The organism is Nocardia sp. CA-151230, from assembly GCF_050942175.1.
GTDB lineage: Bacteria > Actinomycetota > Actinomycetes > Mycobacteriales > Mycobacteriaceae > Nocardia.
Genome location: NZ_CP192061.1, coordinates 4,937,641 through 4,963,468, shown reverse-complemented (window position 1 = coordinate 4,963,468; position 25,828 = coordinate 4,937,641). Strand labels below are relative to the sequence as shown.

The following is a 25,828-nucleotide window of genomic DNA, read 5'->3' as shown; positions in this document are numbered from 1 at the left end:
GTGTGCGCCAAGGCGTGTTCGCCGTTCACGAGGGCGTGGGGATGGCTTGGGCTATGAGGAGGTTCACGGCGCGGTGGACCCGGGTGGTGTCGCCGGTGACCCACCAGTCCTGGATCAGCCCGCGCATACCCGAGACGAGCAGGGTGGCCGATGCCTCGGGGTCGGGGATGGTGGGGTCGATTCGGCTGAGGGACCGGGTCATTGCGGTGATGAGCACCAGGATGGCGTCGGTCGCGTAAGCCTTGAAAGGGCTGTTCGGGACGGTGGCCGCTCCGAGAACCTGAAGCAGTACCGGGAGGCTGTTCGCGAATTGGCCTGCGGTATTGATCGCAAACGAGGCGGAGAGTCGCTCGCGGAGGACCTCCGCGGAGTCGATGCCCGAGAACAGCGCGGCGATGTCGGGCCGCTGGGTTTCCAAGGCGGCGACCAGCATTGCCTCTTTCGTCCCGAAGTAGTGGATCAGCATGCGGGAGCTGGTGCCCAGGTATTCCGCCAGCGGTCGCAGGGAGAGTTCGGCCAGGCCGTACTCGGCGATGTAGGCGATGACGCCTTCGAGGAGCTGAGCGCGGCGGGCGTGGTCGAGTGGGCGGGGCACGGGTTGACTGTAGCGGGTGGTACAGGTATCCATGTCAGCATGAGTGTAACGACTGGTACAGAAACTCGCCGGGGCGTCGTGGTGACGGCGATGGCGGCAACCACCTGCCTGGGGGCCGATCTCGACACCACCTGGTCGCGACTGCTGGCGGGCGACAGTGGGATCGGCACGCTCACAGACGATTTCGTCACCGGCAACGACCTGCCGGTGCGGATCGGCGGGCGACTGGTCGCGCAGCCGGGGGAGCAGCTGACCCGGATCGAGCAGCGGCGGATGTCGTTCGTGCAGCAGCTGGCACTGGTGCTCAGCCGGCAGGTCTGGCGGGAGGCGGGGACGCCCGGGGTCGAGGCGGAACGGCTGGCGGTCGCCGTGGGCACCGGGCTGGGCGGCGGCGAGGCGCTGGTCAATGCCGTGGACCTGATGAAGACCGGGGGCTACCGGAAGGTGCCGCCCATGACGGTGCCCATGGTCATGCCCAACGGTTCGGCGGCCACCGTCGGATTGGAGATCGGGGCGAAAGGCGGTGTATATGCGCCGGTTTCGGCCTGCGCCTCGGGCGCGGAGGCCATTGCGCACGGCTGGCGGCTGATCGCCACCGGTGAGGCCGACGTGGTGGTGGCCGGCGGCGTCGAGGGGCACATCGACGCGGTGCCGATCGCCAGTTTCGCCATGATGCGGGCCATGAGCACCCGCAATGACGAACCCGAGCGCGCCTCACGGCCTTTCGACAGGGACCGGGACGGGTTCGTGTTCGGCGAGGCGGGCGCGCTGCTGGTGCTGGAGTCGGAAGCGCATGCGCGGGCGCGGGGTGCGCGGATGCTCGGCCGGGTCCTCGGCGCGGGCATCACCTCCGACGGCTACCACATCACCGGCACCGCGCCCGACGGTGACGGCGCCGCCCGCGCCATGCGCAAGGCCCTCGCCACGGCCGGTCTGACCGGCGCGGACATCGACCACATCAATGCCCACGCCACCGGCACTCAGGTCGGCGATGCCTCCGAGGCGAAGGCGATCATGTCGGTCGCGCCGCATGCCTCGGTGTACGCGCCCAAATCGGCCCTCGGCCACTCCATCGGCGCGGTCGGCGCCCTGGAGGCCATGCTCACCCTGTGCACGCTGAACGAGCAGATCGTGCCGCCCACCCTGAATTTCGAGACCCCGGATCCGGGTACCGAGCTGGATGTGGTGGCCGACAAGCCGCGCCATCAGGAGCTCCGGTACGCGCTGAGCAACTCCTTCGGCTTCGGCGGCCACAACGTCACCCTCGCGCTGGGACGCGCCTGATCGATAGCGCTTGGGCCGCAGCTGGATTCGAAAGCTCAGGGCAGCTTGTCCGTCTGGACCCGCGGGTCCAGCTTGCGCAGTGTATCGGGGCGATCGGTCAGGCACGGCCAATCCCGGCTCACCGCTTCGAGGGTCGCATGCCCGGCCGGAATGAGTGCGTCGGCGTCGGGGCGGTCGGCGAGCGTGTCGCCCAGATGATCACTGGCCGGGCGGTCGAGGGGCTGGATGACGGTGTTCGGCAGATCCAGCAGCACCGAGAGGATGTCGAGGCGGCCGGGCGGAATCAGCGCGCGGGCCGCGGCGAGAGCGGTGGCCGGGACGATGATGGTGTGGCCCGCGTCCGCGGTCGCCCACACCACCGATTGCACATATGCCACACGATGCGCCCAGGCGGTCAGCGCTGCGGTGTCGAACACGACGCCGCCCAGTGTCGGAGCGGCGGGGGTCATGCCGCGCCGGCGCTCGCGCGGTCGCCGGGATCCTCCTTATCCGATAAGGGCGGCAACCCCTGCACGGCACGGGCGCGATTGATCAGATCCAGCGGCGGGCGGCCGCCGAGCGCGTTCTCCAAACGGGCCAGCGATTCGGCCCGATCGACCCGGGCCTTCACGGATTCGGCGACGAACGCGGAGATCGAGGCAATACGGCCCGCGCTGCGCCAATCGTCGAGGGTCGCAGCGATCTCCTCCGGCATCGTCACGGTGATCTTGCGGGTACGACGCGGTCTCGCCATACCGCGATGGTAGAGCGGTATGGCCCGCGGACGCGAGCGGACATCGCCGAGAGATGCACTACCCGTTCCCGGAGCAGCCCGCACGAAAACCGGCCATTCGGATTGCGCTGATCCGAAACCTGCCGGTCAGGCGCGGATCCGAGTTCGATACGGTGAAGTGTGCCCACGGCCGTGGGCGTCGCCGCAATTCTCCAGTCAAGAGGACAGAACTAGATGGATCAGAGTTCGATCGCGTGGGCCGATGGTGCGCTCGTCACCATCGACCAGCGGGCGTTGCCGCACGAGGTGCGGGAGCTTCGGATCACGACGGTCGACGAGGTCATCGATGCGATCAAGACTCTGGCCGTGCGTGGCGCGCCGGCGATCGGCGTGTGCGGCGCCTTCGGAGTGGTGATCGCGGCCCGTGCCGCCACCACCGATGACGTGATCGACGCCGGGCAGGTCGAGGCCGAGGCCGCGCGTATCGCGGACGCCCGCCCGACCGCGGTGAATCTGGCCTGGGGAGTGCAGCGCACGCTGGCCAAGCTTCCCGAGGGACTGCAGGCCATGCTCGACGAAGCCCTCGACATGCTGGCCGAGGATGGGCGGGTGAATCTGGCCGCCGCCACCGCGGCCGCCGATCTGATCCAGCGGCTGTGCGCGGACCGCCCGCTGCGGCTGCTCACCCACTGCAATACCGGCCGCCTGGCTACCACCGCGTGGGGCACCGCCATCGGTGCGCTGCGGGTGCTGCATCAGCGGGGCGCGCTCGCCGAGGTGATCGTGGACGAGACCCGCCCGCTGCTGCAGGGCGCGCGCCTGACCGCGTGGGAGATGGCCGAAGCCGGTATCCCGCACCGGCTCACCATCGATTCCGCCGCCGCGTGGGCCCTGGCTACCGAGCAGGTGGACGCCGTCGTCGTGGGCGCGGACCGGATCACCGCGGACGGGTCGGTCGCCAACAAGATCGGCACCTACATGCTGGCCATCGCGGCGCAGCACCACGGCATTCCGTTCATCGTCGTCGCACCCGAATCGACGCGGGACATCTCCACCGCGAAGGGCTCCGACATCGTGGTGGAGCAGCGCGCCGCGGCCGAGGTGACCGGATTCGGCGGCGCCGCAACGGCTCCCGAGGGCACCAAGACGTTCAACCCGGCCTTCGACGTCACCCCGGCCGAGCTGGTGACCGCCGTGGTCACCGAATTCGGGGTGCTCGAGGACCCGGCGACCGCGCGGACCTCCGCCTCGGCGACCACCTCTCCGAAGTCGGCGGCGGGCGCGGAGATCGCGCAGATCGCGCGCGGCCTGTACGCCAGCGGCTGGATGCCCGGCACGGCCGGCAATATCTCGGTGCGCCAGGGCGATACGGCCCTCGTCACCGCCAGCGGGTTGTCCAAGGGCGAGCTCACCGCCTCCGACATGGTGACCGTCGCCGTGGTCGACTCCGAGCCCGTCGACGCTTCCGGCCGTAAGCCCTCGGCGGAGACCACCATTCACACCGCCGTCTACCGCACCCGCGGCGCCGACGCGGTGGTGCACGTACACCCGCCGCACGCCACGGCCGTCTCGATCACGACGGCCGGATCAGGCGTCACCACAGCGCGTTTCGCCGGCTACGAGCTCATCAAGGGCCTCGGTTCGGCCCGACCCGATGTCATCGACATCCCCGTGTTCCCGAACCACGCCGATGTCCCGCAGATCGGCGCGGATATCGAGAAGTACCTGACCGAGCATCCGGAGGCCCCGCCGGTGCTGTTCATCGCCGGGCACGGCATCACCGCCTGGGGTTCGAACCTGGCTCAGGCGCGCGATCGCGCGGAGTGCCTCGAGGCCATGTGCCGGCTGACCACCTTGACCGGACACCGAGAGATTCCGGTGGGCGACCATGTATGAACTGAATACAGCGTTCCGAGAAAGGAACCTCCCATGACCCTGTTGCAGATCATGTCCGACAAGGACGCCGGCGACGTCGTGCTGCGCACCGACGATGACGCGGTGATCGCCGCCGAGCTGGCCAAGCGCGGCATCACCTTCGAGCGCTGGCCGCTGCTGGAGGGTTTCAGCGCCGCCACCACCACCGAGCAGCTGCTGGCCGAATACCAGGGCCGCATCGACGAATTGAATGCCGACGGACGCTACAAGTTCATCGACGTGGCGCGCATCCACCCCGACGACAGCGACCCGCAGTGGCCCGCCACGGCGGTCGCCGCGCGCACCAAGTTCCTCGACGAGCACCGCCACGCCGAGGACGAGGTCCGCTTCTTCGCGGCCGGCGCGGGCTGCTTCTATCTGCACCTGGGCGACGAGGTGCTGGCCACCGTGTGCACTGCGGGCGATCTGGTCTCGGTGCCGGCGGGCACCCTGCACTGGTTCGACATGGGCACCCGGCCGGAGTTCGTGGCCGTGCGCTTCTTCGAGGAGCAGGACGGCTGGATCGGCGATTTCACCGGTGACAAGATCTCGTCCGGCTTCCCGACCCTCGACGAACTGCTGGCCCCGGCATGATCAAGGCGGTCGTGCTCGACATCGAGGGAACCACCAGCCCGACCAGTTCGGTGCGGGAGGACCTCTACGGCTACACCCGCGACCGGCTCCCGGCCTGGCTGGCCGAGAACACCGGCGGCGCAGCGGATCCGATCCTCGAGGCCACCCGCGCCCAGGCGAACCGCCCCGGCGCCGACGCCACCGAGGTGGCCCGGATCCTCATCGAGTGGCTCGATACCGACGTGAAGTCCGAGCCGCTCAAGGCCGCCCAGGGCATCATCTGCGCCGAGGGCTTCCGCAACGGGTCCCTGCACGGGCAGTTCTTCCCCGACGTGCCGCCGGTGCTGCGCGCCTGGCGCGACGCCGGTCTGGAACTCTACATCTACTCCTCGGGTTCGGTTCGCAACCAGAAGGATTGGTTCGCGTTCGCCCGGGACGGCGATCTGTCCCCGCTGATCAGCGGCCACTTCGACCTGTCCACCGCGGGCCCCAAGCGCGAAGCCTCCTCCTACGAGAAGATCGCGAGCGCCATCGGCGTCCCCGCCGACCAGATCCTGTTCCTGTCCGACCACCCCGACGAGGTGGACGCCGCCGTGGCGGCCGGCTGGCAGGCCATCGGCGTCACTCGCCCGGGCGAGCCGAACAGCCCACGCGGCGCGCACCGCTGGATCGGCGACTTCGCCGAGGTCGTGCCCAACTGACCTGCCGCACAAGCGAAAACGAGGCGAGCTCGTCCGGATTTCTCCGGGCGGGCTCGCCTCGCGTTTCGGGACAGCTGTCAGCGCACACCGGCGGTGGCAGCCCGGTCGATCAGGTACTCGACCAGCGTCATCAGCACGTTCTTGCACGAGCCGCGGTCGCGGGCGTCGCACAGCAGCACCGGGATTCGCTCGTCCAGGTCGAGCGCGTCGCGAACCTCGGTCGGGGTGTACAGGGGCGCGCCCTCGAAACAGTTGACGGCCACCGTGAAAGCGACGCCCCGGCGTTCGAAGAAGTCGATCGCCGCGAACGAGCCCTCCAGACGACGGGTGTCGGCCAGCACGACCGCGCCCAGCGCACCGCGGGCCAGTTCGTCCCACAGGAACCAGAAGCGGTCCTGGCCGGGCGTGCCGAACAGGTAGAGCACCAGGTTCTGGTCGATGGTGATACGACCGAAGTCCAGCGCCACCGTGGTGGTGGTCTTGCCCTCGACGCCGCGCAGATCATCGACGCCGGCGGACAATTCGGTAATGAGTTCTTCGGTGCGGAGCGGAGTGATCTCACTGATCGCCCCCACCATCGTTGTCTTGCCCACGCCGAAGCCGCCCGCGATGAGGATCTTCACCGAGGCGGCCATGGGCTGGGCGGTATCAGAGTTTTCGAATGCCATCGAGTACCGCTCGCAGAATGTTGAGGTCACCGGGCGCGGCCTCGGGGGAGGCCGGGGCCCGGAAGTTGAGGATGTTGTCTGAAATCAGGTCCCCCACCAGGATTTTGGTCACCGCCAGCGGCAGCCGCAGGGCGGCCGACACCTCGGCCACCGACAGCGGGAGCCGGCACAACCGGACGATTTCCGCGTACTCCGGTTCGACACGACGCAGCGGTGGGGCGGCATTGGGTACCACCACCACCGTGAGCATGTCCAGATCGTGCCCCGCACCCATGGTTCGGCCACCGGTCCGTGCGTAGGGACGCACGAGCGGACCGGCCGCGTCATCGAACCACTGTTCCCCCGGCCCCGGCCTCATGACAGTCGGGGGTTGCCTTGTCCGGCCAGATTGTGGCGCGGGGTGGTGGACAGGTAGTTGCCTACGCGCTGCACGGTCAGGTTCATCTCGTAGGCGACCATACCGAGGTTGGCCTGTTCGGTGGCCTGCAGCGCGAGGCAGGCATGGCTACCGGCGGCGGTCACGAACAGCACCGCGCGCTCTAGTTCGATGACCGCTTGGCGGACGCCGCCGCCGTCGAATCTGCCTCCGGCGCTGCGCGCCAGGCCGTAGAGGGTGGAGGACATGGCACCGAAGTGCTCCGCGTCCTCGCGGCTCATGGCGGAGGAGCGGCCCAGCAGCAGCCCGTCGGTGGAGTGCACCACCGCGTGACGGACGCCTGCGAGCCGGTCGACCAGATCATCGAGTAGCCAGTTGAGATCACCAGCGTTTGAGGTGGTCACCGTCGCCTTCCTGTCGTTCCGACTGTGTGCCTTCAAAGAAGGCCTGGGACTCAGGCCCGAACGAACCGGGGTCGGCCTGGCGGCCCTGCCTGGTTCCGTTTTCGATGGCGGAGAAAAGGTCTCGGGCCTGCTCGGCCGTGCGGGTGGCCTGGACCGTCGACTCGGGGGCCGACTGCTCCTGCGCCAATTCCGGTGCGAGACTTGCCTGCCGGCGCCTACGCGGGAGCGCGGGCCGGGCGTCGGAGCCAGTGTAATGGGATCGCCCGAATTCGCGAGACCGGAAACCGTTTTCCACCGGCGGGACGGGTTCGGCCGCCGGTTTCGGGTTCGGCCTCGGGTTGGTCGGCGGGTCGAACGGCGTTGCGGCTCCGAAGGACATGACCGGCGGCACGAGCGATCCGGTGGACGGCCCGAACGGCTCCGGCTGGGGCGCGGCCGGGGCCGCCGGCGCGCTGGGCGCGGCGGGCGGTTCCGGTGCGGCCGGGGGTGCGTAGGCCTCGTAGCCGACGATGGGCAGTTCGTAGCTCGAGATCGTCGACGGGGGAACCGCCGGCGCCGCGGGGAGCTGCGGCAGCGCGGCCACCGCCCGCGAGGCCGCGGACGGCTCGACGGCATCCAGCTGCCGCGGCACCACCGGTATCTCGCCGGTGCGGCCCGAGGGCTGTACGACCACGCTGTTGGGCACCAGCACGATGGCCCGCACGCCGCCGTAGTCGGATTCGGTGAGCCGCACCGAGATCCCGTTGCGGGCCGCCAGCTGGGCGACCACGAAGCGGCCGAGGCGGAAGTCGTCGGGCAGCATGGCGACACCGAAATCGGGTGCGTCGCGCAGGATCTCGTTGATCCGCGCCAGCTCCTCCTCGGGCATGCCCATGCCCTGGTCGATCACCTCGATGGCGACGCCCTTGCCGACCACGTTGCCGCGCACCTCGACCTGCGACTGCGGCGGCGAGAAGTGGGCGGCATTGTCGACGAGTTCGGCCAGCAGGTGCACGAGGTCGGCGACCGCGCTGCCGGCGATGGACACGTCGGGCAGCCGCGCGATCTTGACGCGGGTGTAGTCGAGGGTCTCGCCGACGGCCGAGCGCACGATCTCGAGCAGCTGCACGGGATTACGCCACTGCCGGCCGGGCTGACCGCCCGCGAGAATGATCAGGTTCTCGGCGTTGCGGCGTTCGCGGGTGGCCAGGTGGTCGAGGCGGAAGTAGATGTCGAGCAGCGCCGGATCCTCCTGCGACGACTCCGCGGCGTCGAGGATCTCCAGCTGGCGGTGCACGATGACCTGGCTGCGGTGGGCGATATTGAGGAACATCGCCTTGACGCCCTCACGGGTGCGGGCCTCGGTGACGGCGGCCGTCACGGCGGCGGAGTGGGCGTGGGTGAACGCCTTCGCCACCTGGCCGATCTCGTCGTGGCCGAAGTCCAGCACCGCGGCCTCGGCGGCGATGTCGACCGGCTGGCCCGTGCGCAGCTTGGCCATGATCTCGGGCAGCCGCTCGTCGGCCAGCACCAGCGTCTCGTTGCGCAGGCCCTTGAGGCGGCGGATGATCCGGTTCGCGAGCACCAGCGACACCAGGAAGGCGAGCCCGGAGACCGCCAGCATGCCGCCACCGGCGAGCGCGGAGTTGCGGGCATTGCTGTCGGCCACATCGGCGGCCATCTTCTCGTTGTGGCGGCTCATCTTCTCCCACAGGTGCAGGATCTGGGTGTTGAGCCGGGCAACGGTGTCGCGCCACTCCTGCGCGGTGAAGGTCAGCGGTGCGAGCTGCGGTGTGCCACCGGGTTTCACGGGCGGCACCGTCATGGGATCGAGTGCCCGCGACAGCAGCACGTTCTCCATCATGACGATCTTCGTCCAGTCCGGATCGTTCATGAGGGCCTGCATGTCGACGTCACCGTTGGTGCCGTCGCCGCCTGCCAGCACGCCGAGGTTCACCCGGTAGGTGCCTGCCACGCGGGAGAATTCGATGGCCAGCTCGGGCGGCAGGGTGCCGCCGGCGAGCAGGACCTCGCCGACCGCGGCCTCGCGGGAGAGCATCTCGGCGGCCTGCACGACCTGCAGTCCGTTGGCGACCTCCAGGGCCACTTCGGAACTGGGCGCGGTGTCGGCCACGATGCGGGTGCCGATCCAGACGAACTCGAGCAGCTTGCCGTAGAAGTAGTAGACATCGGAGATCGACACCGCGTTGGTGTCGATCTGGGTGCGCAGACCTGCCAGCTGGCGGGTCAGGGTGAGCAGCCCGCCGACGTCGCCGGTGACGGATTTCGGGCCGACCTTCTCCATGGCGGCGCTGACCGGCGCCATGCCCTGCAGCGCAGTGTCGAGACGGGTGCGCGCCTGCGCCAACGACTTCGGATTCGCCTCGTCGCCACCACCCATCTGGGAGAGGGAGAGCTGGCGCTCCTGCTCCACCGCGGCGATCACTTCTCCGGTCGGCGGTCCCGCGGCGGACAACGCGTCCGCCCAATCCCGCGCGTGCTTGCCCTCGACCACCAGGTACCCCGCGCCACCCACGCCGATCACGAGCAGCGCCAGGCTCGGGACAAGTGCGATGGCGAGCACGCGGGTCCGGACCCCGAGCCTCGCTCTGAACATCGGGCAAAGGTAACGGGGCGTAAGTCACATATGCCCCATCGATCCCGTTGAGCGGGACTGAGATTGACTTTCTCCTTCATGTATGACTGTGCATCACAAACGGAGCCATCGGGCAGCTACCTACTGGCAACCGGAAACTGAGGCGGAACAGCACAATTCGCGACTCTCACACACGGTGGCGAGGTGCGGCGGAGAGGAAGGATCCGACCCGCTGCACGGTCAGGTTCATCTCGTAAGCGACCATGCCCAGGTTCGCGTCGGCCGCGGCCTGCAGTGCCAGGCAGGCATTGGCACCTGCCGCGGTGACGAACAGGACCGCGCGGTCGAGTTCGATCACGGCCTGCCGCACCCCGCCCGCGTCGAATCGGTGCCCGGCACTGCGGGACAGCCCGAACAGGGTCGAGGACATGGCACAGAAGTGCTCGGCGTCCTCCCGGCTCATCCGCGCCGACCGGCCCAGCAGCAAGCCGTCGGCGGAATGCACGACCGCGTGCCGCACACCCGCGAGTTTGTCGACGAGATCGTCGAGGAGCCAGTCGAGATCACCAGCGGGGGAGGTGTTCACCATCGCCTTCCTGTCGGGTGGCGGGCGGCGGGCCGGGATCGGTCTGCCGCCCCTGTCGGGTGCCGTTCTCGATGGCCGAGAACAGCTCTCGCGCCTGCTCGGCGCTGCGTTCGTCCGATGCCGGGGCCGCGGCGGGGGCCTGCTCGGCGGCCGGGTGCTCGGCCAGCTCCGGCGCGAGATGCTCCTGGCGGCGGCGCCGCGGAAGCTCGGGCCGGAGATAGGCGGTGACCTGCGTATCCGGTGCGGGGAAGTACGGTTCGGGCGGGCCCGGTTGCCACGCGTCGAATGATGCTGCCGCCTCGCGAAATTCCGACGACGCGGTCGCGGCCTGCTCGAGTTCGGCTCGGCGCTGCGGGGGCCTGGCCTCGGGCCGCGGTTCCGCCGCACCGAGCTCGCCCTCGATCAGCCCGGACGGGACGAGGACGATGGCGCGCGTGCCGCCGTAATCGGAATCGGACAGGCGTACCGAGATGCCGTGCCGGGCGGCCAGGCGCGACACCACGAACAGGCCCAGGCGGGAATCCGAGGACAGGCTGGTGACGGCGAAATCCGGTGGCCCGGCCAACAGCTCGTTGAGCCGGGCCAGGTCGGACTCGGGAATGCCCATGCCCTGATCGCTGATCTCGACCGCGACCCCGCGGCCCACCGAGGCGCCGGAGATCTCGACGCGCGACTGCGGCGGGGAGAAGGAGGCGGCGTTGTCGATCAGCTCGGCCAGCAGGTGGATGAGGTCGGCGACGGACCGGCCGGCAATGAAAGCCGCAGGCAGGCGGCCGGTCTGGACCCGGGTGTAGTCGGCGGTCTCGCCGACCGCGGACCGCACCAGTTCCAGCAGCGGAACCGGATTGCGCCACTGGCGGCCGGGGCGCCCGCCCGCGAGGATGATCAGGTTCTCGGCATTGCGGCGTTCGCGGGTGGCCAGGTGGTCGAGCCGGAAGTAGATGTCCAGCAGCTCCGGATCCTCCTGCTGGGACTCGGCCGCGTCGAGGATCTCCAGCTGCCGGTGCACCACCACCTGGCTGCGGTGCGCGATATTGAGGAAGACCGACTTCACGCCCTCGCGGGTACGCGCCTCGGTGACCGCGGCGGCGACGGCCGTCCCGTGCGCGTGGCCGAAAGCCTCGGCGACCTGTCCGATTTCATCGTGGCCGAAGTCCAGGACAGGGGTCTCGGTGTCGATATCGAGGTGTTCACCGGCGGCCAGCCGACTCATCGTCTCGGGCAGCTGCTCGTCGGCCAGGGCGAAGGTGCGGTCGCGCAAGCGCCGGAGCCTGCGGATGATCCGATTGGCCAGCGCCAGCGCGACCAGGATCGCGCCCACCCCGACCACGACCATGCCCGTCCCGGCCGCCAGCGATTTCCTGGTGGTGTCGTCCGCGGCGGCCCCGGCCAGCTGCTGGGCCTCGGCGTTCTCCGCCTGCCAGAGGTTCGCCAGGCCACGCGTGACCTCCCCGGCGCTGTGCTGCCATTCCGCGACCGTGATCGGAAACGGTTGCAGCGCCGAGCGTTTGGCCGAGCCTTCCGACGGCACCAGGGTGTGCTGGGCCAGGACCGGCTCCACCAGGCCCAGCTGCTGCCAGGCGGCGGTCGAGACCAGTGCCCGGGCCGCGGCGGCCTGCTTCTCGTCCGGTGCGCCGACGATGCCGTCGACCCGGGTGCGGTAATAGCCGACCAGGCTGAGGTATTCGGCGCCCAGCTCGGGGGAGAGGTTGTTGCCGTCGACGAGGGCCGCGCCCAGCGCGTTCGCGCGGCTCATGGCCTCCAGGCAGTGCAGCACATCCGCGGCCTGGGTGAGCTCGACGGCGGTGGCGGCATCGGGAGCCGTCTTCTGCGCGACCTGCACACCCGCCATGACGGCCTCGGGAATGTGGTTGTAGAAGGCGTAGGCATCGGCCAGCCCGAGGGTGCCCGCATCGACGCCGGCGCGAATTCCGGCCAACTGCTTGCTCATTTCGCCGAGGGCGCCGGTGGCCTGGTCCATGGACGCGGGCCCGATCCGCGACAGCGCCGACTGGGCGGGGGCGATCAGGCGCACAGCACTGTCGAGCCGCTGGCGCGCCGTCGTCAGCTGGCGCACATCGGACTCCATGCCGGCCACCCGCCACAGGGTCAGCTGCCGTTCGGCCTGCACGGCCTCGATCAGCTCGCGGGTGGGCGCGATGCCTGCCTGCATCTCGTCGGCCCAGGTACGGGCCCGGTGTGAGCGGTCGATCAGGGTGCCGGCCACGCCGAGACCGATGGCCGCCAACGCCACGCTCGGGACCAGCGCGATGGCCAGGATCCGGGTGCGGACCCCGAGCGTCGGAAAGCGCATCGCTGCAACGTAACTGCACGGCGATCCGCTCGACGGGTCGAGTCTTTTTGTGCGGGACGGGATTTGACACCGGCGAGACGAGTCCCGTAAGCCGGGAGGTTGCCGAGTTCTCTGCAATTGCTTTAGAATTCGTTTACCTTCGAGTCAGCTGTGAGCTTCCTGTGAGACCAGAGTGGGCAAACTTTCAGCACTAGCTTCGTCCGCGCCCGGGACAGCGGGCCGCGCCCGTGATCCGGGCGCGCGGACGGAGGAGACGAAGTGCAGCACAGGAAACGCGTATGGCCGGTCGCCGTCGCGGCCGCCACGGCCACGGTGTCGGCGGCGACGCTCATCGCCGGATGCGGATCGGACAGCAAGGCCGACAGCGAAGTCCACAACATCATCTATCTGCTCGGCGACGGCATGGGGCGCACCCACGTCACCGCGGCCCGGGAGCGTTTCGCGGGCGCCAACGGCCGGCTCAACCTCGAACAGCTGCCCTACGTCGGTGCGGTCGCGACCTATGCGGTGGAACCCGGCAGCGCCAAACCGTCCCTGGTGACCGACTCGGCGTCCGCGGCGACGGCCTGGTCCTCGGGCGTGAAGACCTACAACGCCGCCATCGGCGTGGACGCCTACGGCAAGTCGGTGCCGACCCTCATGGAGCAGGCCAAGGCCGCCGGATTCGCGACCGGCAATGTCAGCACCGCCGAGATCACCGACGCCACACCGGCGGCCATGGTCAGCCACACCCTGCTGCGTGGCTGCCAGGGCCCGGTATTCAGCGAATCGTCCTGTCTGCCGAAGAAATCCGACGGCAGCCACGAGGGGCAACCCGCCGACAAGACGCTGGTCACCCCCATCGCCGAGCAGATCGCTCGCAACAACACCGCCGATGTCATTCTCGGCGGCGGCCTGGCCCGCTTCGAGCCCGACGACCAGAAGGTCATGCAGGACAACGGGTATCAGGTGCTGGGTAGCATGGGCGACCCGGCCCTGAAGGCGCAGACGCCCGAGAGTCAGCAGGTGGCCACCGCGGCCGAGTTGAAGGCGGTGACCGGGCAGAAGGTGATCGGCCTGTTCAACCGCGGGAACATGACCGCCACCAATGCCCGCGCCGCACTACCGGATTCGGCCCCGCAGAAGCAGGAGCCGACGCTGGCCGAGATGACCACCAAGGCCATCGACCTGCTGACGAAGCGCAAGGACGGCAAGGGCTTCCTGCTGCAGGTGGAGGGCGCGCTCATCGACAAGCGCTCACACGCCAACGACGCCGCCCAGACCCTCGACGAGGTCAAGGCATTCGACGACGCGGTGGCCGCGGCCCTGGACTTCGCGAGGAAGGACGGGCACACCATGGTGATCGTGACCGCCGACCACGAGTGCGCCGGGTTCAACATCATCGAGAAGAACACCTTCACCAATGCCGAAGCGGTTGCGCCGCCGACGAACGTCGACACGGGCAACCCGGCCAACAACAGCGTCCCGTCGCGCGACGGCAAGGACAACGTGAAGGACCCGGCACGCTCGACCGGGTTCATCAACGGTGCGGGACACCAGGATCCGCGCAATTTCGCCCCCGCCACCTTCCGCACGCCCGACGACCCGGCCGAGGTCAAGGACGGCTCTCCTGAGGCGAGCCTGTGGCTGACCTACCTGTCCGGCAACCACACGGGCGCGGATGTGCAGATCTACGCCTACGGCCCCGGCGCACAGGTGTTCGCGGCGAATCAGGACAACACCTCGCTGTACACCAAGATGCACGAGGCGCTGCTGTCGTGAGACGGCGACCTGGTCTGCTGATGATGGGCCTGCTGATGGTGGCCGCGAGCGCGGGTTGTTCGACCGCTCCGCACGCCGCCGACCCGGCACCCACGCCCACCCCGATGGCGGCACCGAAGCCCACTTCAGCGCCTGTCCCGGCGGTCACGGTCTCGCCCGGTGAGGTGCGACTGAGCCCGGGTCCCTTCACCGATCGGGTCCAGCTGAACGGGGTTCGCCTCGAAGGTGCTTCGGTGCGCGGCACTCTCGCCATCATCTCCGATATCAGCGATGTGCTGGCACTGGAGGTGCACGCGGCCTTCTACGACACGACCGGCCACGTGGTGGGTGCGGGAACCTTCCAGCACGCCGACGCGGAACCCGGCGGTGGCGCGCACGCACCGAACCCGGATGGCATCCCCTTCACGATCACCGCGTCCCCGGCCGATGCGCCGATCTCCGCCGCGGTGCTGTCGATTCCGGTGCTGGTCAACGAATAGCCTTTTCCCGCAGCGCTTTTCATGATCCCGCGCACGCACCCCTCGTGCGTGCGCGGGATCGGGCCCTGGAGCCGGTGCTGCCTCACCGGCGATGGATCCCTGCCCGGGTACTGCTGGCTGTTTCTTCGTTCCGGATTCGTGATCGGTTACAGAATTCGCAGGTAGCAGCCAAAATCTGGGCAATCACGACATTTGGGCCCAGCCGGCCATCCGGCCGGAACCCGATCCGAGCGGGCGGAATCCCGCAGTCCCGGCCGGGCACGCGCGTAGCGGAGTAGATTGTGTGTATCCGCAAGTTACCCGCAAGTAGGAGGCGATGATGCCGGTGCCGGCTGCCGCGGTGTTCGAACGGTTGCGCTCGTTCGCGGCCGTGGATACCACCCAGGACCATGCGACCCGAGCGATCACCGAGGTGTTCACCGGCGAAACCCTGGGCTCGGTGCCGGTCGGGACCGCCGCCGATGTCACGGCCGCCATCGCCAAAGCGCGTATCGCGCAGGCCGAATGGGCCGCGCGCACGCCCAAACAGCGGGCCGAGATACTGGATCGATACCGGGCGCTCGTGGTCGAGAACCGCGAGTACCTGATGGACATCATCCAGGCCGAGACCGGCAAGGCGCGGTGGGCGGCCCAGGAGGAGGTCGTGGGCCTGATGTTCGCCGCCCGCTACTTCTCCCGGGTGGCGCCGCAGCTGCTGGCCCCGCGCGGTGCGGCGGGCGCGTTCCCGGTGCTGAACCGGGCCTCGGTGCGCGCGGTGCCCAAGGGCGTGGTCGGGGTGATCGCGCCCTGGAACTACCCGATGCTGCTCTCGGTGGGCGACTCGATTCCGGCGCTGCTGGCCGGCAATGCCGTGGTGGTCAAGCCCGACAGCCAGACCCCGTACTCCTCGCTGGTCAATGCCGAGCTGTTCGCGCGCGCCGGGCTGCCGCGCGATCTGTTCGCGGTGGTCCCGGGACCCGGCACGGTGGTCGGCACGGCCATCGTGGAGGACTGCGACTACCTGATGTTCACCGGTTCCTCCGCCACCGGCCGCACCCTGGCCGAGCAGTGCGGGCGGCGCCTCATCGGCTTCTCGGCCGAGCTCGGCGGTAAGAACCCGATGATCGTCACCCGCGGCGCCGATCTGAACAAGGCCGCCAGGGCCGCCGTCCGCGCCTGCTTCTCCAATGCGGGCCAGCTGTGCATCTCCATCGAGCGGCTCTATGTCGAGCGCGAGGTCGCCGACCAGTTCACCACGAAGTTCGTCGCGTCGGCGCGGGCGGCGAAACTCGGTGCCGCGTACGACTTCTCGCAGGATATCGGCAGCCTCATCTCCGAGGCCCAGCTGGAGACGGTCACCAAGCATGTGGCCGACGCGGTGTCCAAGGGCGCGAAGGTGCTCGCCGGCGGCAATGCCCGCCCCGACCTGGGCCCGCTGTTCTTCGAACCGACGGTCCTGTCCGAGGTCACCGACGCGATGGAGTGCGGCCGCAACGAGACCTTCGGCCCGCTGGTGTCGATCTACCCGGTCGACTCGGTACAGGAGGCCATCACCCGCGCCAATGACACCGAGTACGGCCTGAACGCCAGCGTGTGGGCGGGCAGCAAGGTCGAGGGCGAGCGCATCGCGGAGCAATTGCACGCGGGCACGGTGAACGTCGACGAGGGCTACGCCCCGGCCTGGGGCACCACCGGCGCGCCGATGGGCGGTATGGGCATCTCCGGCGTCGGCCGTCGCCACGGTCCCGACGGCCTGCTGAAGTTCACCGAACCCCAGTCCATCGTGGTCACGCGGTTCCTGAACCTGGACGCCCCATCCTTCATCCCGCAGAACACGTGGCAGCCGTTCCTCATGGCCGTCGCCCGCAGCATCCGGTTCCTGCCGGGTCGCTGACCTTCCCGCTGGACCACCCGTCCGGCGTGCGTACACTGTACCCGTCAGAAGGGTGGTCGAATGCCGGAGAATCCGCTCGCCGCGCCGGGTGCGTGGGACCAGGTCGCTGAGAGTTATGACGAGGTCGTATCGGACATGATGCGGCCGTTCGCGATTCGCGCATTGGAATCGGCCGAACTGAGCGGCCGGTCCCGGGTCATCGATGTGGCCACCGGGCCCGGCGTGCTGGCGCTGCTGGCCGCGCCGCGGGTCGCGGAGGTGGTCGCGGTCGACTTCTCCGAGGCCATGATCCGGCGGCTACGGCGTGCCATCATGCAGGCGGGGGTCGGCAATGTGCTCACCGGCGTCGGCGACGGGCAGCAATTGCGCTACGCCAGTAACACTTTCGACGCCGCGTTCTCGATGTTCGGGCTCATGTTCTTCCCGGACCGGGCCAGCGGGTTCGCCGAGCTGTACCGGGTGCTGCGGCCGGGCGGCATCGCGGTGGTGTCGAGCTGGGCCCCGATCACGGACTCGCCGCTGATGACATTGCTGTTCGAGGCGTTCCAGGCCGGAATTCCGGGATTCCCCGCGCCCCAGCCGAATCCGGAGAGCCTCGAGAATCCGAACCTGTTCGAGAAGGAGCTGCTCGCGGCCGGTTTCACCGAGGTCGTGCTGCGGCCGCACGCGGAATCGTTCAGTTACGACAGCGCCGAGCAGATGTGGGATCGGCTGACCCGGGGCAGCGCACCACTGCAGGCGACCCGCCGGCGCACCGACAAGGCCACCTGGGCAGCCCGGGAAAAGGTGATGATCGACTATCTGCGCGAGCACTACGTACCGGGCACGCCGCTGTCGACGACCGCGTGGCTGGGCACCGGTCGCGTTCCGCGATAAGGACTTTCGGGTTCGGAGCCCTCCGAAGGCTCCGGAGGTTTACGATGGCGCGGCCGACCCGGAGAAACCGGCCGCGCCACCTTCCTTCATCCGGCCAGCTCGTTGCCGCGCAGCGGAGCGGGAGCCGCTTCCAACGCCGCTGCCTCGGCATCGGTGAACAGGCGTGACCGGATGACGAACCGGACTCCCTCGGGGGCCTCGAGGGAGAAGCCACCGCCGCGGCCGGGGACCACGTCGACGGTGAGATGGGTGTGGCGCCAGTACTCGTACTGGTCGGCGCTGATCCAGAACGCCGTGTCCGGGAAGACGCGGCCGAGCAGAACATCGGCCGCGCCCACCCGGAACTCGCCCAGGGGGTAACACATCGGGGAGCTGCCGTCGCAGCAGCCGCCCGACTGGTGGAACATCACCGGACCGTGGTGATCGATGAGGTCCTGCAGCACGTGTGTGGCGGCCTCGCTGATGGTCACCCGGGATACTGAACCTGCTTTCATCACGCTCCTCGCAGACCGTCCGGCCTGTCCGACTTCGAATTACCGACGAGTTCTGAATGAACCGAATTGCTTGCGGTTCAGAAGAATCCGAGCTTGTTCGGGGAGTAGGACACGAGCAGGTTCTTGGTCTGCTGATAGTGGTCGAGCATCATACGGTGGTTTTCCCGGCCGATGCCGGACTTCTTGTAGCCGCCGAACGCCGCGTGCGCGGGATAGGCGTGGTAGCAGTTCGTCCACACCCGGCCGGCCTTGACGGCGCGGCCCACCCGGTAGGCGGTGCTGCCATCGCGGGTCCACAGGCCCGCGCCGAGGCCGTAGAGCGTGTCATTGGCGATGGTTACCGCTTCGACCTCGTTGTCGAAGCGGGCCACCGCTACCACCGGACCGAAGATTTCCTCCTGGAAGATCCGCATGTCATTGCGGCCCTCGAAGATCGTCGGTTCGATGTAGTACCCATTGGGGAAGCCCTCCACCTTGCGCATCTCGCCGCCGGTGAGGACCGTCGCGCCCTCTTTGCGGCCGATGTCGATGTAGGACAGGATCTTTTCGTACTGGTCGTTACTGGCCTGTGCGCCGATCATGGTCGTGTCGTCGAGCGGATTGCCGCCCTTGATGGCCTTGGTGCGTTCGAGGCAGCGGGCCATGAACTCGTCGTAGATGGACGAGTGGATCAGTGCCCGCGACGGGCAGGTGCAGACCTCGCCCTGGTTGAGCGCGAACATCACGAAGCCCTCGACGGCCTTGTCCAGGAAGGCGTCGTCGGCCGCCATGACGTCGGGGAAGAAGATATTGGGGCTCTTGCCGCCGAGTTCCAGGGTGACCGGAATGATGTTCTCGCTGGCGTACTGCATGATGAGCCGGCCGGTGGTGGTCTCGCCGGTGAAGGCGACCTTGGCGACGCGCGGGCTGGAGGCCAGCGGCTTGCCCGCCTCGACGCCGAAACCGTTGACCACGTTGACGACTCCGGGCGGCAACAGGTCGGCGATGAGCTCGATGACCAGCAGCAGCGAGGCCGGGGTCTGCTCGGCGGGCTTGATGACCACGCAGTTGCCGGCCGCGAGCGCGGGGGCCAGCTTCCAAGCGGCCATGAGGATCGGGAAGTTCCACGGAATGATCTGCCCGACCACACCCAGCGGTTCCTGGAAGTGATAGGCGACGGTGTCGGCGTCGATCTGGGAGAGATGGCCCTCCTGCGCGCGCACCGCGCCGGCGAAGTAGCGGAAGTGGTCGACCGTCAAAGGCAGGTCGGCGGCGAGGGTTTCGCGGACCGGCTTGCCGTTCTCCCAGGTTTCGGCGACGGCGAGCCGCTCCAGGTTCGCCTCGATCCGGTCGGCGATCTTGTTGAGGATGTTGGCACGATCCGTCACCGACGTGGCACCCCAGGCGTCGGCCGCCCGGTGCGCCGCCTCCAGGGCCATGTCGATGTCCGCGGCACTCGAACGCGCCACCTGGCAGAAGGTTTCACCGTCGATCGGGGAGGGATTGTCGAAGTATCTGCCCTCGATCGGCGCTTTCCACTCACCACCGATGAAGTTGTCATAGCGGCGGTTGAAGCTGACGATGCTCCCGTCGGTGCCGGGTTTTGCGTAGATCATGGCGCGGCTCCTGATCCCGTATCTGCGGTGACGGGGGCCACTATGAACGGCGAAGGTTGGCGGGAGGTTGGCGCCGGGTTGGCGAAACGTTGCTGAGTCACTGCCGTCGAATACGACTGCGGTAATGGACATTCCGGACAAGGACGGCATATTCGTGGCAGGGCGTGCACCTGCGCACGCGCTGCGGCATCGATTACGCGCGCAAGGCGGTGTGCAGGCGCGCGGTCGCCAGGGCGCGGCGGCTGTCGCCGTGAGGGAGCAGGTGCAGCACGTGTTCGTGGATCTCGATGTCGTCCGGGCAGCGCTGGCCGAAACGCAGGGCGTGCTCGGGGTTGCGGTCGGCGAGCACGGCGGTGCGCAGGCAGACGTCGAGGTGTTCGCGCCACTGCACGATGCCCGGAACATCCGAATCAGGCAGCAGCGGACCGCGATACAGACGGACGGCGGTGGTCAGGTCGCCCGCTTCGAGGGCGGCGAGCAGCTCGACGGCGTCGCAGGCGAGGGGCTCGGTGAGCATGTAGCGGCGGTCGGCGATGCGACCGCCGGTGGCGGCGCGCAGGCGGGAGACGTCGGCCTTGAGAGTGCTGGAGGACACCGACCGGTCGCCATAGACGGCCTCGTGCAAGCGTTCCGGCGTGAAGCCCTCGGGCTCCAGGGCGAGCAGGGTCAGGATCTCCAGCTGCCGAGGCCGCATCGCCAGCTGCTTGCCCTGCTTGTAGAGGCGCGGCACCCCAAGCGATTCCAGCCGGGTATCACCGGCGGGGCGGGCCTGTTCGGCATGTACTCGGGCTTCGATGGCTGTCACCAGGGCTCGGACCGTTGTGAGGATGAGCGGATGTGAGCGATCCCAATACGTCGACAAATCCAGCACGCCGAGCTGACGACCGTCGGCGGCGCGGATGGGCGCACAGTAACAGACCCAGCCGTGAAGCGCCTCCACCAGATGCTCGGCAGCCCAGACCGAGGTGGGGCGGCCGCTGTGCAGCGAGAGCGCGACACCGCTGGTGCCCATGTACGGCTCGTCCCAGCAGCCGCCGGGGGCGAGATTGACCGATTCCGCCCGCCGCCGGACCGATCGGTCGCCACAGCTGAAGAGCACGGTCCCCGTGTCGTCGGTGACCACCGCGACCATGCCCGAATCCTCCGACAGTGCCCGGAGCTCACCGGCCATCTCGGTGATGGGCGTGCGCAACGGCGATTCGGCCCAGCGCGAACCCAATTCGTCCCGATCGGTTCCGGGCGCCACCGCGCGCGTCGGATCCACCGTGCGCAGCGACCGCTCCCACGACTCCGCCACCTCGTTGCGCAGCACCACCTCGGTGCCGGGCGGGCGGCCCGAGGAGGCCGTGGTCCACCGCACCCATGCCTTCTCCAACTCCGCACGCTGGTGCGAAGGAACTGGCAGCAATGTCATGGCGCAAACTCCTCGCGGTGCGACCGGACCGAGCGATATCCCATGATGGCGCGCGGTCGCATCGCGCGGGCCGCATTCGCCGCAGTCCGTGCGCCAATTCGTTCCAGGCGGCTTCGCAGCCTTTGCCGCCCCGTTCCCGCGCCCTCGAACGGTTCCGGATTCCACTGGTAGACAAGAAGTATGGTCCTCCCTTTCCGCTTCGGCGTGAACCTGCTGACCCCCGCATCCCGCCCGCAATGGATCGAGAAGTGCCGTCGCGCCGAGGGACTCGGCTACGACGTCATCGGCGTGCCCGACCATCTCGGGCTGCCCGCGCCGTTTCCGGCGCTCATGCTGGCCGCGGATGTCACCGAACGGCCGCGGCTGAACACCTTCGTGCTCAATACGCCCTTCTACAACCCGGTCCTGCTGGCCCGGGACGTGGCCGGGCTGGATCAGCTCACCGGAGGGCGGTTCGAGCTGGGGTTGGGGGCCGGGTATGTGCGTGCCGAATTCGAGGCCGCCGGAATGCCGTTCCCGTCGGCGGGCCGCCGCGTCGCGCACCTCGAGCAAACGGTCACGACGTTGCGCCGCCTCTACGCCGATCCGGAGTATCAGCCGCGGCCGGCGCAGCCTTCCGGGCCGCCGCTGCTACTGGCCGGCTGGGGTGAGCGGGCGCTGCGGCTGGCCGCCGAGTACGCCGACATCGTCGCCTTCACCGGCGCGAGCTCGGCCGACAGCGGCTTGCTCACGCTCGCGGACGCCGACTCGACCGAGAAGAAGACGGACTACGTACGCGGGCTGCTCGGAAACCGGGCCGGCGCCGTCGAATTCAACCTGCTCGTGCAGGGCATCGCCGCACCCGCCGACCGTGCGGCCGCGGTCGCCTACCTCACCGAGCACCTGCCCTTCGGCTACACCGGCGCGCTCGAGGACCTGCCCGTGCTGCTGGTCGGCACCGCCGCGCAGATGGCCGAGGCCCTGCGCGAACGGCGGGAACGCTTCGGGTTCAACTACATCACAGTGCTCGAGCACAACATGGACCGGTTCGCGCCGCTCATCGAGCTGCTGAAGGGGGAGTGACCTCCGCAGGATTCAGGTGCCCGGGACCGCGTCGGGGGCGATGAACATGTAGCTCTTCTCCTCCACCCGCTGCTTGATGCGCCATTCGCCGGCCATGCGCACGAAGGTGTCGTGGTACCAGAGTCCGCACAGCATGAGCTGCCGCGTGCCGTCGGCGGCGGTGACCAGCATGGGGTTGTGGCACATGGTGCGGGCGGTGGCGTGATCGCCCCCCACGCGGATGGAGGAGTTACTGATCATGTGCTGGAAGGCGGAGAAATTCGGCATGACGGTGGCGAGGAACTTCTTGGTGGATTCCACGTCACCGGCCGGGCCGCCCATGGCGGTGTAGTCGATGTGCGCGTCGGGGGTGAAGATTTCGTCCAGCAGCTCCCACTGGTGGGTGTCCACGGCGTGGGAATAGCGGACCATGAGGTCCTCTATTTCCAGGCGGTCCGAAATCTCCTGCAGGGACAGCATGGTGCCTCCGAGTGGTGCCGATAACTCTTCTGGGACGGTGGGCCAGCGTACGGCGAGGCGGCCGTTGATCTTGCCGTTTCCGAAAGATACTGGAGGCGAATGAGAACCGCCGAGTTCAGAGGCGTGAATCGTGTCATGAGCTGCGGGGTTGCTCGACCTGCCACCTACCGAGAACTACCGCGCACCCGGCTACCGGATCGCTCCGCTCTGGAGCTGGCGCTCATGCTGCTGCCCGGTGAGCGGTAGCCGACCCCGACCTTCGACGGCCGCGTCGCTCGAGTTCAACGCCGAAATCCGGCAACTTGAGCAGGTCATACACACGGCAGTGCAGTCTGCAGGTGGAAACGGCGAAGGTCTGTCTCGGAATCCCCCCTCCGAGACAGACCTTCGCTGTTTCCTGCGGTAGCGGCGAGAGCCGTTTCGACGCTGAGACGTCCTGCGCTACAGCAGCTCGGCGTACACGTGGCCGTCGAAGATTCCGAACTCGATCGGACGAGGATACTCGGACGGCTCTCCGGCCTGAACGGATAGTAGGTTCGCCCCGATTGCAGTGGTCGCCCACTCCCGCAGCACCTCCGGTAGCTGGTACTGCGTGCCGTTGGTTGTGCGTACGTAGATGAGGTCGGCGCCAGCGGGGTCGAGAATGCCGACGGCCGCCACTTCGAGAATCAGCCCCGTCTCTTCGGGTGAGGCGATCATGGGCGGGTCGAGTGGTGTCATGCCAGGAAGATAATGCTGGCAGCGGGCACTGCGGGCTGCTCCGGACGACGCGGTCCGATACGTCCGGGTAGGTCTCTACTCCGGTCCAACGGCCGCCGTCCAACGTCCAACAGGACAGACAGCGCAGCCCCGCCGGCTTACGGCTTCTACTGGTGGTCATCGCAATTGACGCAGCCGAGCACCTCCGGATGGGCGCCTGTTCCCGCGGGCGCTCGTCACCCAGCCCGGCGGCTCGAGTTCTGCGTGTAATGGAATACGCTGCCTGCTGTCATCAACGCTGTGGAAGCGCTGAGTACGTCGAATGAGAGCCTGTCCGGATCCCCCCTCCGCGACCGGCTTTCATCGTTTCGGGAAACAGATCGGACATTCCCGGCCGATCATCGGACGATGGCCACGACAGAGTGCGAGCAGGCCGGCGGGTGGGGTGGCGATCCGGGTTCGGCGATCCCTGCGTCGGTGCCGCTGTACACGTGGAATCTCGCGGGTTACCGGATGGGTCACGCTGCGAGTGGTCCGAACCGGCAAACGTTCGGAGGTCGTTCGGATTCGTGCTTCGGCTTGATCGAACTGATTGAGCGGGGCCGTGATTCGGATTGGCCCTTCTCAATGACGGGCACGGGGGATGCCAAATGGCCGTGGGACACATAGCGCGAAGACATTCGCGCGGTGTGCGTCGTGTCGCCACGCGGGTGCTGGGAGTGGCAGCGAGGCAAAGGACTCGATCGAGGCGCAGGTGAAGGGCGCGGGCGCCGCGATCACCGAGCCCGCCAATACCGACCCCTACTCGGTACCGAACTAACTGTCGGAACCGCTCCCGCCCGACATCCGGGTGGGGAATTCGAAAGGAGAACCGAATGCGCGACGCCGACAGCCATCCCATCTTCTCTCGATGCCTCGCCTGCACCAACCGCATCCACTGGGTGGAATCCCCGACCGGCGGCTGGTGGAAGCACGACAAGCACCCCGGCGAGGACCACGACGCGGTCTCGCCGCTGCGCGTGCTGGAAGAGATCGACAACAGCGGCAACTACGTGGTCGTGGGAACCACCATATGACCGTGACCCTCCAATGAGCAGTCTCAGCAGTTGGCGCCCAACCATGGCGATCACCGCAGCGCCGACGATCATCTCTGTGAGTCTTGATGTCTTCATGTTTGCCCTGCTCAGCTTCGTCCCAACCCCCGGCTCATGCTTCACGGTCAACTCCGTGACACGCCAGCACACAGGAACGGTCACAGCGCCGAAACGCAACCGCCCCAGCCATTCCCGGCTGGGGCGGTTGCGTCGTTTCAGCAGTTGGGCCCGGCTAGGGCGCCAGGTGTGCGCCGCCGTCGCGGGTGTGGATGACGACGCCGGGCTTCTCGTCGGTTCGGCCTTGCGCGACCGCGAACACCAGCCCGTCGTCACCGACATCGACACGCATACTGTCGATGCTGGAGGTGATGGTCACGGCGGCGGCGTCCTGGGCGGCGATGCCGGTGACCCCGAACCAGGACAGCTCCGAGGGCTCCCCGTCCGGGGTGAGCGTGCTATAGCGACTGCGACTGAGCCGCTGGATCGGCTGGCCGGGCGTGGTTTCGGTCCTGCGGTCAACAGTGCGGTGAAACTGGCCGCCGATGATGCCGGGCCCGACCCATTGCCCGTCGCGGTGTTCTACGAACACGATCGCGCGGCCCACGGGGTTGTCCACCAGGACCGCGACGACGCCGTGGCGTTCGAGCACGGCGACAGGGTGGGCGCCCCCGCCGGGGCCGGTGAGCGCGGCGAGGGCGACTTCGATTGCCTGGTGCGGCACCATTTTTCCGTATCGGGCCTTTCGTCGGTCAATGCACTGGCGTCCAGCCCAGCGGCCGATACTCCGACTGGTTCCCGTAGGCCGTCACGAATTCCTCGCCGCGGTCTATCGGCTGTGCCCAGAACTTCAGCCCGAAGTGGGTCGGCAACTTGCGGACGTCCACGGTGATCGTGCGCCGCGTGGTCTCCAGATGTATGGCGGGCAAAGTGGGTTCGAAGCGGGCCAGGATGAATTCGGTGCCGTCTTCGCACCGGCTGTTCAGGCAGTCGATCGTCTTCCCGGTGTAGAGGGGCCGGCCGCCGAACCCCCAACCTTCGTTTACGCCGGGACCAGTGATCGTGACCCTGGTCATAAGGATGTCCTCGCCGGGATGGTTTTCCGTGATCACGGGATTGGCGGGGCCTGCCCAGACCTGCCAGGTGAGCCGCCCGTCAGTGCGTTGCTCGGTTACCGGCACGTCGTTGGTCATCGCCCCGCCTTCCTCACGTCAGCGGTTGATGTCTGCGCACGCTACTCCGCCGTGGCCGATGATTTCGCCGCATGCCTGCGTTCCGTTCTGGAATGTCCCGGTCGGACTCAAGTCGTCGTAGTAGAAGCCG

At 68.3% G+C, this 25,828-nt stretch carries 26 protein-coding genes; 10 read left to right on the top strand and 16 right to left on the bottom strand.

What is annotated here, in order from left to right; translation table 11 throughout:
- Positions 1–25 precede the first annotated feature (25 nt).
- A complete protein-coding gene (locus ACQP1O_RS23530) occupies positions 26–595 on the bottom strand; it encodes a TetR/AcrR family transcriptional regulator (protein WP_433560647.1) in 570 nt (189 codons plus the stop codon).
- A 39-nt stretch (positions 596–634) separates the two neighbouring features.
- Here ACQP1O_RS23530 and ACQP1O_RS23525 point away from each other — a divergent pair, with 39 nt between their 5' ends.
- On the top strand, positions 635–1,879 hold the full coding sequence (locus tag ACQP1O_RS23525; RefSeq protein ID WP_433560646.1) for a KasA/KasB family beta-ketoacyl-ACP synthase: 1,245 nt from the start codon (positions 635–637) through the stop codon (positions 1,877–1,879).
- A 35-nt stretch (positions 1,880–1,914) separates the two neighbouring features.
- Here ACQP1O_RS23525 and ACQP1O_RS23520 read toward each other — a convergent pair whose 3' ends face one another.
- Complete coding sequence (locus ACQP1O_RS23520) at positions 1,915–2,328, bottom strand: hypothetical protein (RefSeq protein WP_033091132.1); 414 nt, start codon at positions 2,326–2,328, stop codon at positions 1,915–1,917.
- Positions 2,325–2,612 (bottom strand): hypothetical protein, encoded by a 288-nt coding sequence (locus ACQP1O_RS23515; protein ID WP_433560645.1) that lies wholly within the window; start codon positions 2,610–2,612, stop codon positions 2,325–2,327. Before ACQP1O_RS23515 ends, ACQP1O_RS23520 begins: the two co-directional genes overlap by 4 nt.
- 213 nt (positions 2,613–2,825) lie before the next feature.
- On the opposite strand from ACQP1O_RS23515, the gene mtnA reads away from it, so the two are divergent.
- The 3 genes from mtnA to mtnC are packed head-to-tail and all read left to right on the top strand — an operon-like array spanning position 2,826 to position 5,779.
- Positions 2,826–4,487, top strand: a complete 1,662-nt coding sequence (gene mtnA, locus ACQP1O_RS23510; protein WP_433560644.1) for an S-methyl-5-thioribose-1-phosphate isomerase — start codon at positions 2,826–2,828, stop codon at positions 4,485–4,487.
- A gap of 33 nt (positions 4,488–4,520) precedes the next feature.
- Positions 4,521–5,099, top strand: coding sequence for a 1,2-dihydroxy-3-keto-5-methylthiopentene dioxygenase (locus ACQP1O_RS23505; protein ID WP_433560643.1), 579 nt, complete (start codon positions 4,521–4,523; stop codon positions 5,097–5,099).
- Entirely contained in the window at positions 5,096–5,779 is a 684-nt protein-coding gene (mtnC, locus tag ACQP1O_RS23500) for an acireductone synthase (protein ID WP_433560642.1), read from the top strand. Before ACQP1O_RS23505 ends, mtnC begins: the two co-directional genes overlap by 4 nt.
- Positions 5,780–5,856: 77 nt before the next feature.
- On the opposite strand, the gene ACQP1O_RS23495 is transcribed toward mtnC, so the two are convergent.
- From ACQP1O_RS23495 to ACQP1O_RS23470, 6 genes are all read right to left on the bottom strand, one after another.
- A complete protein-coding gene (locus ACQP1O_RS23495; protein WP_433560641.1) occupies positions 5,857–6,447 on the bottom strand; it encodes a GTP-binding protein in 591 nt (196 codons plus the stop codon).
- Entirely contained in the window at positions 6,428–6,805 is a 378-nt protein-coding gene (locus ACQP1O_RS23490) for a DUF742 domain-containing protein (RefSeq protein WP_354832682.1), read from the bottom strand. Before ACQP1O_RS23490 ends, ACQP1O_RS23495 begins: the two co-directional genes overlap by 20 nt.
- Positions 6,802–7,227, bottom strand: a complete 426-nt coding sequence (locus tag ACQP1O_RS23485; protein ID WP_040857697.1) for a roadblock/LC7 domain-containing protein — start codon at positions 7,225–7,227, stop codon at positions 6,802–6,804. The genes ACQP1O_RS23490 and ACQP1O_RS23485 overlap by 4 nt, the downstream gene beginning before the upstream one ends.
- Positions 7,205–9,823 (bottom strand): sensor histidine kinase, encoded by a 2,619-nt coding sequence (locus tag ACQP1O_RS23480; protein ID WP_433560640.1) that lies wholly within the window; start codon positions 9,821–9,823, stop codon positions 7,205–7,207. Before ACQP1O_RS23480 ends, ACQP1O_RS23485 begins: the two co-directional genes overlap by 23 nt.
- Positions 9,824–9,989: 166 nt before the next feature.
- A complete protein-coding gene (locus ACQP1O_RS23475; protein ID WP_433567764.1) occupies positions 9,990–10,388 on the bottom strand; it encodes a roadblock/LC7 domain-containing protein in 399 nt (132 codons plus the stop codon).
- Positions 10,366–12,702: a sensor histidine kinase gene (locus ACQP1O_RS23470; protein WP_433560639.1), complete on the bottom strand. Its 2,337-nt coding sequence runs from the start codon at positions 12,700–12,702 to the stop codon at positions 10,366–10,368. Before ACQP1O_RS23470 ends, ACQP1O_RS23475 begins: the two co-directional genes overlap by 23 nt.
- Positions 12,703–12,960: 258 nt before the next feature.
- Here ACQP1O_RS23470 and ACQP1O_RS23465 point away from each other — a divergent pair, with 258 nt between their 5' ends.
- The 4 genes from ACQP1O_RS23465 (at position 12,961) to ACQP1O_RS23450 (ending at position 17,691) form a co-directional block, all read left to right on the top strand.
- Positions 12,961–14,463 (top strand): alkaline phosphatase, encoded by a 1,503-nt coding sequence (locus ACQP1O_RS23465; protein WP_433560638.1) that lies wholly within the window; start codon positions 12,961–12,963, stop codon positions 14,461–14,463.
- Positions 14,460–14,942 (top strand): hypothetical protein, encoded by a 483-nt coding sequence (locus ACQP1O_RS23460; RefSeq protein ID WP_433560637.1) that lies wholly within the window; start codon positions 14,460–14,462, stop codon positions 14,940–14,942. The genes ACQP1O_RS23465 and ACQP1O_RS23460 overlap by 4 nt, the downstream gene beginning before the upstream one ends.
- Positions 14,943–15,261: 319 nt before the next feature.
- Entirely contained in the window at positions 15,262–16,815 is a 1,554-nt protein-coding gene (locus ACQP1O_RS23455) for a succinic semialdehyde dehydrogenase (protein WP_433567763.1), read from the top strand.
- A gap of 60 nt (positions 16,816–16,875) precedes the next feature.
- A complete protein-coding gene (locus tag ACQP1O_RS23450; RefSeq protein ID WP_433560636.1) occupies positions 16,876–17,691 on the top strand; it encodes a class I SAM-dependent methyltransferase in 816 nt (271 codons plus the stop codon).
- Positions 17,692–17,777: 86 nt separating this feature from the next.
- On the opposite strand, the gene ACQP1O_RS23445 is transcribed toward ACQP1O_RS23450, so the two are convergent.
- The 3 genes from ACQP1O_RS23445 to ACQP1O_RS23435 form a co-directional block, all read right to left on the bottom strand.
- On the bottom strand, positions 17,778–18,185 hold the full coding sequence (locus tag ACQP1O_RS23445) for a DUF779 domain-containing protein (RefSeq protein WP_433560635.1): 408 nt from the start codon (positions 18,183–18,185) through the stop codon (positions 17,778–17,780).
- Between the two features lie 77 nt (positions 18,186–18,262).
- Positions 18,263–19,780 carry an acetaldehyde dehydrogenase ExaC gene (gene exaC / locus ACQP1O_RS23440; protein WP_433560634.1) on the bottom strand — a complete coding sequence of 506 codons (1,518 nt, stop codon included), beginning with the start codon at positions 19,778–19,780 and terminating at the stop codon, positions 18,263–18,265.
- Between the two features lie 193 nt (positions 19,781–19,973).
- The gene (locus ACQP1O_RS23435; RefSeq protein ID WP_433560633.1) at positions 19,974–21,194 is read right to left on the bottom strand and encodes a transcriptional regulator; all 1,221 of its coding nucleotides are present in this window, start codon (positions 21,192–21,194) and stop codon (positions 19,974–19,976) included.
- Positions 21,195–21,374: 180 nt separating this feature from the next.
- Here ACQP1O_RS23435 and ACQP1O_RS23430 point away from each other — a divergent pair, with 180 nt between their 5' ends.
- A complete protein-coding gene (locus ACQP1O_RS23430) occupies positions 21,375–22,256 on the top strand; it encodes a TIGR03621 family F420-dependent LLM class oxidoreductase (protein WP_433560632.1) in 882 nt (293 codons plus the stop codon).
- Between the two features lie 12 nt (positions 22,257–22,268).
- Here ACQP1O_RS23430 and ACQP1O_RS23425 read toward each other — a convergent pair whose 3' ends face one another.
- Positions 22,269–22,715, bottom strand: coding sequence for a nuclear transport factor 2 family protein (locus tag ACQP1O_RS23425; protein ID WP_433560631.1), 447 nt, complete (start codon positions 22,713–22,715; stop codon positions 22,269–22,271).
- Positions 22,716–23,156: 441 nt separating this feature from the next.
- Positions 23,157–23,435, bottom strand: a complete 279-nt coding sequence (locus ACQP1O_RS23420; RefSeq protein ID WP_433560630.1) for a hypothetical protein — start codon at positions 23,433–23,435, stop codon at positions 23,157–23,159.
- 854 nt (positions 23,436–24,289) lie between these two features.
- On the opposite strand from ACQP1O_RS23420, the gene ACQP1O_RS23415 reads away from it, so the two are divergent.
- A complete protein-coding gene (locus ACQP1O_RS23415) occupies positions 24,290–24,490 on the top strand; it encodes a hypothetical protein (protein ID WP_433560629.1) in 201 nt (66 codons plus the stop codon).
- 250 nt (positions 24,491–24,740) lie between these two features.
- Here ACQP1O_RS23415 and ACQP1O_RS23410 read toward each other — a convergent pair whose 3' ends face one another.
- Both ACQP1O_RS23410 and ACQP1O_RS23405 read right to left on the bottom strand, forming a co-directional pair.
- Positions 24,741–25,232: a hypothetical protein gene (locus ACQP1O_RS23410; protein ID WP_433560628.1), complete on the bottom strand. Its 492-nt coding sequence runs from the start codon at positions 25,230–25,232 to the stop codon at positions 24,741–24,743.
- Between the two features lie 25 nt (positions 25,233–25,257).
- Complete coding sequence (locus ACQP1O_RS23405) at positions 25,258–25,698, bottom strand: hypothetical protein (protein ID WP_433560627.1); 441 nt, start codon at positions 25,696–25,698, stop codon at positions 25,258–25,260.
- Positions 25,699–25,828 lie beyond the last annotated feature (130 nt).